This window comes from Allobosea sp. BK604 (assembly GCF_004341515.1).
Taxonomy (GTDB): Bacteria; Pseudomonadota; Alphaproteobacteria; order Rhizobiales; family Beijerinckiaceae; genus Allobosea.
Map to the genome: position 1 here is coordinate 73,860 of NZ_SLZF01000002.1, position 12,957 is coordinate 86,816.

11 protein-coding genes are annotated in these 12,957 nt (G+C 60.7%); 7 read left to right on the forward strand and 4 right to left on the reverse strand.

Translation table 11 applies throughout. From position 1 onward, the window contains the following. Positions 1-14: 14 nt before the first annotated feature. Positions 15-2,636, reverse strand: coding sequence for a DNA ligase D (ligD, locus tag EV560_RS05860; protein WP_131854810.1), 2,622 nt, complete (start codon positions 2,634-2,636; stop codon positions 15-17). A gap of 238 nt (positions 2,637-2,874) precedes the next feature. Between ligD and EV560_RS05865 the strand changes: the two genes are divergently transcribed. Beyond that, positions 2,875-3,699, forward strand: coding sequence for a transglutaminase-like domain-containing protein (locus EV560_RS05865; RefSeq protein ID WP_131855474.1), 825 nt, complete (start codon positions 2,875-2,877; stop codon positions 3,697-3,699). 78 nt (positions 3,700-3,777) lie between these two features. Here EV560_RS05865 and EV560_RS05870 read toward each other — a convergent pair whose 3' ends face one another. Beyond that, a complete protein-coding gene (locus tag EV560_RS05870; protein WP_131854811.1) occupies positions 3,778-4,020 on the reverse strand; it encodes a hypothetical protein in 243 nt (80 codons plus the stop codon). A gap of 729 nt (positions 4,021-4,749) precedes the next feature. Between EV560_RS05870 and EV560_RS36840 the strand changes: the two genes are divergently transcribed. Further along, positions 4,750-5,217 (forward strand): DUF6894 family protein, encoded by a 468-nt coding sequence (locus tag EV560_RS36840; RefSeq protein WP_465246989.1) that lies wholly within the window; start codon positions 4,750-4,752, stop codon positions 5,215-5,217. Between the two features lie 149 nt (positions 5,218-5,366). Here the strand turns inward: EV560_RS36840 and EV560_RS05875 are convergent, their stop codons facing one another. Continuing rightward, positions 5,367-6,008, reverse strand: a complete 642-nt coding sequence (locus EV560_RS05875; RefSeq protein ID WP_248311917.1) for a hypothetical protein — start codon at positions 6,006-6,008, stop codon at positions 5,367-5,369. A gap of 1,158 nt (positions 6,009-7,166) precedes the next feature. Between EV560_RS05875 and EV560_RS05890 the strand changes: the two genes are divergently transcribed. Both EV560_RS05890 and EV560_RS05895 read left to right on the forward strand, forming a co-directional pair. Beyond that, on the forward strand, positions 7,167-8,036 hold the full coding sequence (locus tag EV560_RS05890) for a hypothetical protein (protein WP_131854813.1): 870 nt from the start codon (positions 7,167-7,169) through the stop codon (positions 8,034-8,036). A gap of 78 nt (positions 8,037-8,114) precedes the next feature. Further along, a complete protein-coding gene (locus tag EV560_RS05895; RefSeq protein ID WP_131854814.1) occupies positions 8,115-8,903 on the forward strand; it encodes a transglutaminase-like domain-containing protein in 789 nt (262 codons plus the stop codon). A gap of 28 nt (positions 8,904-8,931) precedes the next feature. Here EV560_RS05895 and EV560_RS05900 read toward each other — a convergent pair whose 3' ends face one another. Continuing rightward, positions 8,932-10,056 carry an extracellular catalytic domain type 1 short-chain-length polyhydroxyalkanoate depolymerase gene (locus EV560_RS05900; protein ID WP_131854815.1) on the reverse strand — a complete coding sequence of 375 codons (1,125 nt, stop codon included), beginning with the start codon at positions 10,054-10,056 and terminating at the stop codon, positions 8,932-8,934. A 193-nt stretch (positions 10,057-10,249) separates the two neighbouring features. Between EV560_RS05900 and EV560_RS05905 the strand changes: the two genes are divergently transcribed. From EV560_RS05905 to EV560_RS05915, 3 genes are all read left to right on the forward strand, one after another. Next, the gene (locus EV560_RS05905; RefSeq protein WP_131854816.1) at positions 10,250-11,161 is read left to right on the forward strand and encodes an NAD(P)/FAD-dependent oxidoreductase; all 912 of its coding nucleotides are present in this window, start codon (positions 10,250-10,252) and stop codon (positions 11,159-11,161) included. Positions 11,162-11,369: 208 nt separating this feature from the next. Next, complete coding sequence (locus EV560_RS05910) at positions 11,370-12,293, forward strand: manganese catalase family protein (RefSeq protein WP_131854817.1); 924 nt, start codon at positions 11,370-11,372, stop codon at positions 12,291-12,293. 78 nt (positions 12,294-12,371) lie between these two features. Beyond that, complete coding sequence (locus tag EV560_RS05915; protein WP_131854818.1) at positions 12,372-12,881, forward strand: DUF4142 domain-containing protein; 510 nt, start codon at positions 12,372-12,374, stop codon at positions 12,879-12,881. Positions 12,882-12,957 lie beyond the last annotated feature (76 nt).

Genomic DNA, 12,957 nt, shown 5'->3' on the forward strand with positions numbered 1-12,957 from the left:
CTTTCGGCAGTCGTTCACGCGGCCTCGCCGCGCTTGCGCAGCTTCTTGATGGCGTCAGCGATCGATCCGGCGGCGGCGTCGTACTCTGCCCAGGCCTTGGTCTTCTGGAGCAGGCCAGGGACGGTCCTGACGGTGTAACGGCTGGGGTCGAGATCAGATTTGACCTGCGACCAGGTCAATGGCATCGACGCGTGCGCCCCCGGCCGCGCCCTGGGCGATAGCGGGGCGACCGCCGTCGCCATCCGGTCGTTGCGCAGATAGTCGAGGAAGATGCGGCCGTTCCTCAGCCGCTTGGCCATGTTGACCACGTAACGCGTCGGCTCCTCGCCGGCTAATTCAGCACAGACACGGCGCGCGAAATCCTTGGCCTTGGGCCAGTCGACGGAGGCGCGTTTGCCGGCGGCCAATGGCGCAACGACGTGAAGGCCCTTACCTCCCGTCGTTTTGCAGAAGGTGGGGAGGCCCAGAGCCTCGAGCCTCTCGCGCATCTGCCGCGCGGCAGCAATCACATCGCCAAAACTGACGCCCGGTCCTGGATCCAGATCGAAGACCAGTCGCCCGGGCGCCTCCGGGTCGCCTGGGGCGCAGTTCCAGGGATGGAGCTCGATGCCCCCGATCTGAGCTGCCGCCGCTAGGGCTTCGATCCGATCGATCTGGAGGTAGGGCTTCTTGTCGCCGAAGACGCGGACGAGCTCGAACAGGTTAGAAGTGCCCATGCCGGCGTGCCTCTGGAAGAACTTCTCCCCGTCGATTCCATCGGGCGCACGTACAAGGGAGCACGGCCGCCCCCTGATATGCGGCAGCAGCCATTCGCCGACGGCCTCAAAATATTCCGCCAGTTCCTGCTTGGAGACGGGACGGCCGTCTTCTGCATCGGGCCATAACGGCTTGTCGGGATGGCTGATGCTGACGCCCATGACATCGGCTCTGCCGCCACGTCCACGAGCGCGAGCGGGCGGAGGCGCCGGCGTTTCGGTCTCCGTCGGATCGGCAGGCAGTTCGGTTTCGACCTCTTCCGCCGGCTTGTCCTCCCGGAGCCCCTTGAACGCCGCCTGGCGGACCATGCCATCGCCGGTCCAACCGGCGAATTCGATCTCGGCGACGAGCTCCGGTTTCAACCAGGTCACGCCCGGCTCGCGCTTCGGCGCGCCCGCCCCCGTGAACGGCGATTTCGTCGCAGCGACGGCTTTCAGCCTTGGCAAAAGCGAAGCGACCTTGGAGGCGCTGTAGCCAGTCCCGACTCTACCGACATAGATGAAATGCGAGCCTCGGTTGACGCCGACGAGCAGCGACCGGAACTTGCCGGCGGTGGTAGACCACCCGCCGATGACGACCTCATGGCCGGCACGGCATTTTGCCTTCGTCCACGTGTCGCTGCGCCCCGAGACGTAGGGCGCATCGGTCGCCTTCGAGACGATCCCTTCCAGGGACAGCTTGCAGGCCGATTTCAGGACGGCGTCGCCGCCGGTTTCGAAATGCTCGACATAGCGCAGGACGACCCCGTCGGCGTGCTCGTCGAGATAGGTCTTGAGCCGCTCCTTTCGCTTCAGGAGCGCCAGCTCGCGCAAGTCGGCCCCCTCCCCGAAGAGCATGTCGAACGCGAAGAAAACTAGGTCATCCGCCTTGCCCTCGGACAGGGCAGCCTGGAGCGCGGCAAAGTCCGGAGAACCGTGGCTGTCGAGCGCGACGATCTCGCCGTCGATGATGGCGTCCGGCAGGATCTGGGCAGCCTCAGCGATCGCAGCGAATTTCGAGGACCAGTCGAGGCCCTTGCGTGTCTTCAACGTGACCTTGCTGGCTTCGATGCGCATCTGGATGCGATAGCCGTCGAACTTGATCTCGTGCACCCAGTCGTTGCCGTTCGCGGGGCGCTCGACGCTCCGGCATAACTGTGGCTCGACGAACGATGGCATTTTGACTGCCACGGTCTTTCGCGACGAAGTGGGCTTGGCGGAGCGCCTCTCCTTCGCGGCAAGCCCCTTTCGGCTATCCCATTCCGCATCCGGCGTCAGGACATCCTCGGAAAGCAAAAATGGCTTGGGTGAGCGGCCCTTGCCCGCCGCGATCGCAGACATGCTCCGGCCCGAGGCGACCGATGTGTCGGTCTTTAAGATGGCTTCTCCTTCGCCATCAACCGCGTGAGCGTCGCGGTGTTTGATGAGGAGCCAATTGGTCCGCTTGCCTCCGTCGCGGTCGCGCCTCATCCTGACAAGCACGAAGCTACCGTGGAGCCGGTCCCCGTGGAGGGTGAACTTCAAGTCCCCCTTTGCAAGCTGACGCTGTGGACTGAGCCTGCCTTCCGGCTCCCAAAAGCCGCGATCCCACAGAAGGACGGTCCCGCCCCCATACTCTCCCTTCGGAATCGTTCCTTCGAAGTCACCATAGGCAAGCGGGTGATCCTCCACCTCCACGGCAAGGCGCTTGTCCTGGGGATCAAGTGAAGGTCCCTTCGTCACGGCCCAGGACTTGAATACACCATCGAGCTCGAGGCGCAGGTCGTAGTGCAGCCGTGTGGCGTCATGTTTTTGGATGACGAAGCGTAATCGGTTTGAAGGCGCAACGGCGACATCATCGCTAGGCTCTCTCGTCTTCTCGAAATCGCGCTTTGCGCGGTAGGATTTCAGCTTTTCTGACACCGCGATCGTCCCCTCTACGATCCTTCAACGTCAGGCCTTTTTTCGTGTTCCGTCCCTGGCGGCGGCGCTCGCCATCGCGATGGAAACGGGATAACGCCGCGTTTCGCTGACCCCCAGAGGCAGGGCCGGTCGGACCAGCATCCGCGCGATGCCGTCTAAATTCTAATCAAATGGCAGAGGAACATTGAGTAATGACGAGGTGTTTGCGGTGTCGGAAACTCTCACCGAGACATCAACAATGCAAATTCGCGTCGGCTACCGGATCGAGATCAGCACGGCCCAGCCCATACCTGGTCTGTTACTCCTCGATCCACATCCCAGCCGCAAGAAGGACATCATCAGCCGACAGTTTAGGGAGGTCGTATCTCTCGCAGACGGCAGCGACATTCCGGTCGAGGAATACACAGATGGGTTCGGCAACCGGTGTCGCCGGCTCGTGGTGCCGCAGGGCGGCGCCGTTTTCAGAAGCGACATTTTAGTGCGCGACCCGGGCGTTCCGGACCAGTTCGACAGGGATGCGCCCGAAATCTGGCCTGCCGACCTGCCGGCGGAAACGATCGAGTATATGCTTTCCAGCCGATACTGTGAGGTCGATGAACTGTCGTCGACCGCCTGGAACCTTTTCGGGAACTACCAGCCTGGCTGGAACCGAGTCAAACAAATCTGCAATTTTGTGCACGCGCAGCTTCGCTTTGACTATCAGTGTGCCCGGAGCACCCGAACAGCCGCGCAGGCGTTGAACGAAGGGGTCGGGGTTTGCCGCGATTTCACCCACCTTGCGATTGCACTTTGCCGGTGCATGAACATCCCGGCGCGCTACTGCAATGGCTTTCTGGGTGACATAGGTGTGCCACCCGATCCGGCACCGATGGACTACAACGCGTGGTTCGAGGCGTACCTCGGCGGCCAGTGGTACACCTTCGACGCCCGCCATAACACTCCCCGCATCGGACGGGTCCTTGTGGCGCGCGGCCGGGACGCGGCCGACGTCCCAATGATCCACACTTTCGGGCCGCACTCGCTGCAGAGATTCGAGATCATCACCGAGGAGGTGGCGGCTTAATCGAGCCGGCACCGTGTTACGAGCCAACCGGAATGATAGCTCAGCGCCACAGGTAAGATCCGGCGCAACCGCAGCCGTCTAATGGGGAGCGAGCCGCGGCAGGCGGTCTACGGGGAGATGGTATGTGTAGGGGGCGGCTTGCGTGCCCTCGCCACGGCGTTCGATTTCGCCATTTGCCATCAGGCGCTCGCAGGTTTCCGCAAGCAATTGACGGTCGTCCTGAGGCGAACCAAAAAGTGCAAGGGCCAAGTCCTGTTCAGTAAAGCCTTCCTCACCACCGTCAGCAAGGATCGCCATTAGCTTGTCAGCGAAAGCAAGCATGCTTCCTCCTCCTATAACCAATCTGGAGCGCTAGGGAAGCGCTCTACAGGGCTAACATTCACGGCACGCGGTTGTTTCGGTCAGCGATTTCCGCCGCATGTCCTCAGCAGTGTATGGCCCATAAGGGAGTCAATGTCTCCCGAAGCCAATGAGACGTCAGGCGCCCAGCCCAACACCATGAGGACCGTACTGGACGCCGCGGCCAGGCGCGCAAGACCTCCGAGAGCGCGGCAGCCGCGACGCCGTTGGCGGAACGCTGAGATCACGTCAAGGCGTTTGCAGCCTATCAAAAGATAATGCCGCCGGCTGTGGTGGCAGTAAAAACGGCGTGGATATGCTGTAGGAGAAAATCCATGGTCTCGGGAAAAGCGGAGGTTGTCACGCATTTGGGCAACCGGATTTCACTGATATTCGATATGGTGAGTGTCGACGGCCCTCGGCGGGCTGGACATTTGCGCTGTGACACCTCCAAATTTGAGCCGACGGCGTTCCTCTACCCGTTGCTGCTAAAGTGCGAGGATGGAACCAATCTTGACATTGCAGTGACCAACCAGAGCGATCGGCATCTATCGTTTGTTGGCAAAATCGCTAGCTGAGACCTGAAGCATGGCGATTTTGCTGATAGAACGCGCCGCCCGCTGGCAATGACGGAGGCTAATCTAACCGGGTTGGTCAGGAAGCCTGGAGGGCGGCGCAGGAACTTTGCGGAGAGCTGCGCATTTGAGCGTCATGCCTCGCTTTTACATCGACACATCAGACGGTGATTCAATTCTCATCGATGAGGAGGGCATTGAACTCGCCGATTACCAAGCAGCGCGCTATGCTGCATTAGACAGCCTTCCAGACATGGCGAATGATAAGCTTCCTATGGAGACAATCGGGAATTTGTGGTGCGAGTCAGGAACGGCGCCGGAAGAACTCTGTATTTTGCAACGCTCGTCCTGCGAGGCGGCTGGTGTTCAGAGGGAGCGGATCCCGGTTACGAGTTCTTTTCCAAGAGCACGTCGCGCCCGTCTAAGTAGCTCGCCAGCGCTTTTGCCAAGAAAGCTTTGGTTGCGGGCGCGGCGGGCTAAATGTTTGCGGAAGCGGGTGCCAGCTAGAGCGACTGAATGTCGAATAAAACCGCCTCGAACGTCGCAACCAATCCCTCAGTTTGCCACTGCTGCCACTCCCCCTTTGCCGACCAAGCCCATTTGAATCAATCGTGATCCAAAACTCCGGCGAGTAGGTTCGACGACGGTGGGACCGCGTGATTCCTTCCATCCTCAAGACGGGCTAACCTCCGTTCTCGTCGACCGGCTGTTCGGGGAGTGGGTGCCCGGCGTCATCGAAGTCATTTTCACGATCTATCGATCGTCGCTTAGGGCAAGATTGGTGAGGGAGAATGAGCCGAATTGACTTTGGAAAGACAGGGTTTGACCGTCGCCTTGCTGCTGTGACACACCGGAAATAATGTGATCGCCTGTTTCGTAGATCGTGCGATTAAGACCCTCGACGATCACCAGCTTGCGCGCTTCCGGAAAGAAGCCGTAGCGAAGGTTGTTCTGGCTTCCGGTGGCAGCGAGTGACCCCAAGCCTTCCGGCCAGGCGTCGGACAGGGATGGCTCCTCCCCTACTCCTACTGCCCTCTGTGACTCAGCCATCGGGATCTCCCCGCGACCGAGTGCGGCCGAGAGATCTTTAAGCACGCCGTCGAGCTTGGCCTTTGTTGCCGCGTTGAACATGTCACCGACCATGCTCATACCGCCGGCCGACCATTGGGCCATGCCTCCGAAGGTGGGATGGGAGAACTGAGCCATGGTGCCCTGGCCGCGACGGAGGGCGACCAGCGCAGCCATCACTGCTTCAGCGTCCACGCCGTGGTCTTGCGCGATTTTTGCTATCAAAGCAGGAGTCGGATCCTGATCAGCCGCCGCAGGCGCTCCTGAAGGCCGCCTGATCTCGTCAACTTGCTCCGGGGTAAGCGGATTTCCGTGCCCGTCTCTCATGGCGCTCTCCTCTCAACTGCTTCACACGCAACGCCCAAGTGAAGGAGAGGATCGGGGGGCCGGAAAATTTATCGGCCATGCGCGCCGAGCAGCGACGCGGAACAGGCCCCTTCTGCCACGCGTTAGCGGCGCAAGGAGAGGATACGGATCATGAAAATAGCGACAGCATTGCTCCTGGCGGCATCTGCAGCTTGCGTAGCAGCATGCAACACCACCGAGCAGCGAGTTGGCGGAGCAGCGGTTGGAGCAGGTACAGGCGCTGCCGTCGGCGGTCCCGTCGGTGCGGTCGTGGGTGGGGCGGCGGGTGCAGTGACGGCACCTACAGTTGTGCAGGAGACGAGGCGCGCTTCGCGCCGACGTTGAACGCTAGCGTTGACCTACGCGAACGACCTGCGCCCAGAAGGCACTATGGCCCGTCTTCAACACCCGACCACACCCGATGGCCGTTATTTTTTAGTCGCTGGGCGCCTATGGCGGTCCTCGAATCCCGCGCTGCCTGAAGATCGACGAATCGAACTCGTGGACGAGCTGATGCGAGCCCGGAGGGGCGTCCGAGACGCCAAGCGAGCCGGTGCCGATCCAAGCCAGGCACGACGTGCGGTCAACGCTGCGAAGATACTTTTAGGGGAGCGTGGACCGCCATGGTGGGACGACGGAGCGCCCGACTATAATCGCCAGCTAGCGAAAAATACCCCGTACGCGGAGTGGGCACAGACGCATAGGCTGGTATCGAACCGGGCGTAGTCACCGCCGAAACAGCTTAGGTTAGTGCAGACCAGTAGCGCGCGTCACGCGAAGCGACGATGCGCCCGAACACTAAAATCGGTACAGCGCTACCGAAAGAATGCCAGCAGAAGGATGATCGGCAGCGGCACACCCAGCATCCAGAGAAGAATTCCACGGCCCATCTTCACTACTCCTCTTCGCGGGTGCACTCATGCACCGGATAACGTGATCCCCTCCCCTCGGTTCCGGGCCACCCCATTTCTCACTCGCTGTCCGCGGTCGGAACCAATCGCTCCGACGGTCCGTTTACCGCCCGCGCAGCTGCGCACCACCAATGGAGGGCACCATGGACAGCATCATTTATCTCGTCGGACTGGTCGTGGTCCTTTTAGCCGTTCTCTCGTTTCTCGGCCTGCGTTGAAGGATAGAACAATGACGATGATTCAGACCGAGCAGCCGGCGTCGGCCGCGAAGACGACGCATTCCTATCTCGAATGGGGATCAATTTTCGGAGGTGCCGCGCTCGCAGTCGCCATTTCAACGGTTATGACCGCCTTCGGCTCCGCCATTGGCCTCACGTTGGTTTCACCCGAGCCGGGCCGGAGCACCAGCGTTACTGTAATCGCGATTGTTGCGGGCCTGTGGGCTTTGTGGGTTGCCGTTTCAGCGTCCGCTGCTGGCGGATATCTCGCCGGCAGGATGCGCCGGCCGGTCGCCGATGCCAGCGCCCATGAACGCGATGTGCGCGACGGCGCTCACGGCCTCGTGGTTTGGGCCGTGGGCGCGCTGCTCGTCACCGTATTAACGACCTCTTCGCTGGTGGGTGCGGCTCGCACCGCCGCACAGGGCGTTGCGTCGGCGACATCGGGCGCCGCCTCGCTTCTAAGTCAGCAAGCCGACCCAATGGCAAACGCGCTCGATAGCATTATGCGCTCCACCGGGACGACCCCTGTCACCCCCGATGAACGCGCCGAAGCGGGCCGCGCGTTTGTTAGCGGACTGAGCACTGGCAAGCTGGAAGCGGGCGATCGAGAATATCTAGCCTCTCGCCTGTCTGCGCGGGCCGGAATTGCTCAACCCGAGGCTGAAAAGCGTGTCGACGACGCTTTCGCAAAGCTCACCCAGGCCAAGGAAACGGCGAAGCAGGCCGCGGAGAAAGCTCGCAAGATGGCTGTGCTGACAGCGTTTTTAACCGCGGCGGTGCTGCTCGTGAGCGCTGCGGCGTCCTGGATGGGCGCAATGCTCGGCGGCAAGCATCGTGATGAAGAACTCAATCTTAGCCACTTGATCCGGCGCGGCTGAGCTTCACAATAAGGCACGAGCGTCTCGCAGGCGCTCGTCCGCCGCCGGTCGTGTTCCAGACGCTAGATAGGTTTTCCAGTGAAGCTGACTGCCTCGGCCAAACTTGTTTACAACTTTACGGGACCGACAGAGGTCATAGGCCTCATTCAAGCCTCTCATTCGGGGGATCAGACGATATTGTCTGAGGAGCTAATTCTGAGTCCAGATGCAGCGCTCGTTGAAGACGAGGACGTTCGAGGCGATCGCCGTTTCAGAACTTGCCTGTCCACCGAGACTTCCATCGTTTACACGGCGACGGTTGACAACGGAATGCGGAGTCTGCTTCCGAGGTCTGGCAGGCAGCATTTGTGGAACGAACTGCCGCCTGAGGCGCTTGCGTATCTCTTGCCGAGCCGCTTCTGTCCGAGCGACAGCTTCCAGCGATTTGCCCAGCGAGAGTTTGGCAGTGCCGGCGATGGCGTGAGCCGTGTGATGTCGATCCTCGAGTGGATCGCCGCTGAGGTCGATTATGTTGCTGGTGTTAGCACGCCGGAGTCGTCAGCAGCGCACACCTTCACTGTGAGAGCCGGCGTTTGCCGCGACTTTACACACCTGGGCATCACCTTCTGCCGAGCGCTTTCGATCCCGGCCCGAGCCGTTAGCGCGTACTCGCTTGATGTTCAGCCACCCGACTTCCACGCCGTCATGGAGGTCTACCTTGAAAATGCCTGGTGGCTCGTCGATCCCACGCGGCTCGCCCCTATCGAGGGGATAATAAGGATAGCCCACGGCCGTGATGCGGCTGACACGGCTTTCCTGACCACGGACAAGGCGTGTACGGTGGTTTCGCAGACCGTGCAGGTGTCGCGGGTCGATACGGCCAGCTGAAAACCTTGCGCGACGCCGCGAACTACTGCTATCGCATCAATCCCGCGGCTCGCAGTGCATCCTCGATCACCTTCCCGACGCCTGAAGTTGGCGTTCGCACCTCCCAAACAGCTTTGCCACGATTGCCCCTGAGTTGCTCCGAGCCAAGACCAGATGGCGTCTCCTCGGTCCGGCTGGGGACCGATAGTTCCGACCCCGTTTCCGTCAGTTGCCAAAAGCGAGCGATATGGCGCGTGGATGAGATTCCGGCGTCGAGCATAAATGGTCCCAGCGCGCCTATATCATCCGCGCTGTTGAGCGGCGTGCCATGCCCTATGCCTTCAACGCTGAACGCCTCGATCCGTGCGGTGCCGGCGCCGTCACACCACGCCCGCCTGGTGTGCAAGCCGACGGCGTTTTCTTGATGTTTCACGGCTTGAAGGCCGTGCAAGCCGCGCCATTGTGCGACAATGGCGTCCATGTTGGCCTGCGCGACCGTCTGGTCCGCGGTGCCATGCCAGATCGAGAGCCGTGGCCATGAGCCCCGGTGAGCCGATGCGCCGAGGACGCGCGTCTCGAGCTCCCGCCCCGAGGGCAGCCCATGCCCTTGCATCCGGTCAAAGGCTTCGGGGATTGACGTTGCGCATCCGTATGGGAGCCCGGCGATAATCGCGCCACCTGCAAAGAGCTCGGGATAAGTGGCAAGCATAGCCGTGGTCATCGCGCCGCCGGCGGAGAGCCCGGTAATAAAGACCCGCTGCTTATCGAGGTCATGGAGTTCGATCATGCGGCGGACCATCTGGGCGATTGACAGGACCTCGCCGGCGCCACGTGCGATGTCTCCGGGCACAAACCAATTGAAACAGAGATTTGGATTGTTTGCCCGCTGCTGCTCGGGATAGAGAACCGCGAATTGATGTCGGTCCGCGAGCTGAGACCAGCCCGATCCGTGATCGTAGCCGGCCGCCGTCTGCGTGCAGCCATGAAGCACCACAACGAGTGGAGCCTGTCGCGACAAGCCCTCGGGCACATAGCTGTGCGCCAGGAGCGCGCCTGGATTGTCGCCCCACTCGCTGAGCCGAGACAGGCGTGAAGGGTGAGAAATTGCCCTGCCCAGCGAGATCTTTCCACTGGATGCTTTCATGCGGACCAAGGTGTCGGAGATACTGCGCATCGCGGCATTCCTTTGCGGGTCATACCGAAATGGCTGACAAGGCCTAAACGGCGATCGTCCGCTTATGTTGCATTGCACAATGACCGAAATGCGCTTCTGTTGGCGACGCAGTCCTTCACGACGGGTCGATCTCGAGCTTCACGCGTTTTCTTGGTGCTCACACGCGCGCACCCCCACCTGATCGCGGGAACAGATGTCAAACATTATCGACTGTCTCGTCGTCGGCGGGGGACCCGCGGGGCTAACGGCGGCACTCTACCTCGCGCGATTTCATCTGAGCGTGACCGTTGTCGACGCTGGGCACAGTCGAGCTCTACAGATCGCCTGTACGCATAATCATGCCGGCTTTCCAGCGGGAATTTCGGGCGAGGAGCTCCTGGTGCGCATGCGGTCGCACGCGCTCAAATTTGGCACCCGGATCATTGATGGTCGGGTTCAGGAAGTCCGTCCGCGCACCGGCGGCTTCGTGGTCCGAGGGCATGACTTTTCCATCGACGCGCGCTCGGTGCTGATCGCCACCGGCGTTACCAACCGACGCCCTGCGATGGACGACACGCTTCATTCGAAAGCACTTGCGCTTGGATGCCTGCGCTATTGTCCCGTCTGCGATGGCTATGAGGTGACCGGGCAAGACGTTGCAGTGATCGGCGATGCAGTCGGGGCAGCTAAGGAGTGCGAATTCCTGAGGTCCTACACTCACCAAGTCACTTTCATCCTCGCCGGGCGCGAGGGACTGGCTGAGTCGTCCGCCCTGCATCTCAAGAAGATTGGCGTCCGTCTCATCGGCGGGCCGGCGGAGCAATTTCAGCTGGATGGCAAGAGGCTGAGCTTGTCCACCGCGGCCGGGCGGATTTCATTCGATGCGATATATCCGGCGCTCGGTTCGATCATACACTCGGATCTTGCAACTGCCTTGGGCGCGGACGTCACGGAGGAAGGCTGCGTAAAGGTCGATATGCATCAACGCACGAGCATTAGAGGAGTCTATGCCGCGGGAGACGTCGTTATTGGATTAGATCAGATCAGCCACGCCATGGGCGAGGCCGGGCTGGCCGCCACCGCCATACGAAACGATCTTGATTCATCTTACCCTAGATTTCGCTAGGCCGGGACGAACCGACTGTCGGCGCAACAGCTGCTCGCGGAACCCCCTCAGCAATGGGCTGTTGGACCTGCAGCACTCGCAGGTCCTGCTCACAGGCTCAGCGAGTTCGGCCTCGGGATTGTAGCTCCCGGCTTCATGGCTTCTCGACGAGAGAGGCAAAACGGTAGTCCGCCACTACTCCTCAGGCTGGGGCCAACGGAGACGGCAAATGTTTATGCGAATCGACAAGTTGCAGACCGAACTCCCCGCGCCGAAGAAGAAAGATCCAAACGCTGCCGCTGCCCTCCAGGAGTTGCTAGGAGGGAAGTATGGTGAGATGTCGACGCTTGGAAACTATATGTTTCAGAGCTTCAACTTCCGCAGCAAAGATAAGCTGAGGCCATTTTACGATTTGGTTGCCAGCATCACCGCTGAAGAGATTGGTCATGTCGAGCTTGTCAGCAATGGCGTGGCAATGCTCAACAATGGTCCCGACAACGACGGCGACGAAGCTGATGGTGGGGACATCTCCGACGCCCCGTATAATGCGATGCAAGACATCCGGCTTGCCGCCGCCTTTCTATCCAATGGGGGCGGTGCGACCCCGGTCAACAGTAACGGCGCGCCTTGGAACAATGATTTCATCACCACCACCGGCAATGTCGTTACTGACCTCCTCCATAATTTCCATCTCGAGTGCGGCGCGCGGCTGCATAAACTGCGGGTATACGAGACGCTGAGCGATCCTACGGGGCGCGAGGTCTGCGGCTATCTGTTGGTTCGAGGATCGGTCCATGCCCACGCCTACGCGTTAGCGCTCAAGCAGATCACCGGCGTTGAAATCGAGAAAATGCTGCCGACGCCCAATATCAATTTGTCCAACATTCCGGAATGCCAGAAGTATCTGCAGGAAGGGTCGCATCGCAGGCTCTACACATTTAGCCCCGCCGACTACCGCGGCATGTCGGGCCTTTGGGGAAATGGCGAGATGGCGCTCCCGGGTGATCCGCCTGGCGAGCTCGAGGTTGTGGAGGGCATGCCGGAGGGTGGCAAGATCCACCAACTCACCGGCGTGCCCTCAGCTTTCACTCCCGACTATGCCCCGGAGGAAATGTTTGAGATCGCGACGAAGCTCTACAAGGCGTCGCGCTGATCAGCTGATGGGTCGAACTCGACTGCTCAAGAAGGCGGTCGAGTTTGCCTATGGATTGAACACGTTTGGAGGACACAAATGAACCGCCGCTCCCTCATACAAAGCGCGTTGGCTGCCTCTCTCGTTCCAACGTCTGTCCTCGGGCAATCGAGCCAGACCACGACTTCGCTCGAGGCGAAGCATGCAAGCGAGACGCTCGAAGCCGGCACGGTGGCGTTGGAGACAAGCCGCGTCGCCATGAACAAAGCGACGGATGCGAACGTGAAGCGGTTTGCTCAGTTCGAGGCCGCGGAGCAGGAGACGGTGGCCGCTGTCATCAAGGATGCGGCCCGGATCAGTGACGCACCCAAACCATCTGGCGACGGGAAAGCGATGATCGACACCCTCGCCTCCTTGCCCGCTGGCAAGTCCTACGACTTGGCTTACGTCAAGGGGCAGATCGATGGCCACAATCTACTGCTGCAAATTCAGGAAGCTTATCTGAGCACCGGTAAAGACGCCACGCATCGCTCTATCGCGGCGCTCGCGCGCGGTCACATCAAGGAGCACCTTGCTAATCTAGAGATACTTCAGAAGGCGATCGGTTGATTGCGAGCGCCGCCTGTGCGCCTACCTTTTGCTTTATAAGCCGAGGCCCGACAATGCTACCGGAGCGCCTCATCGG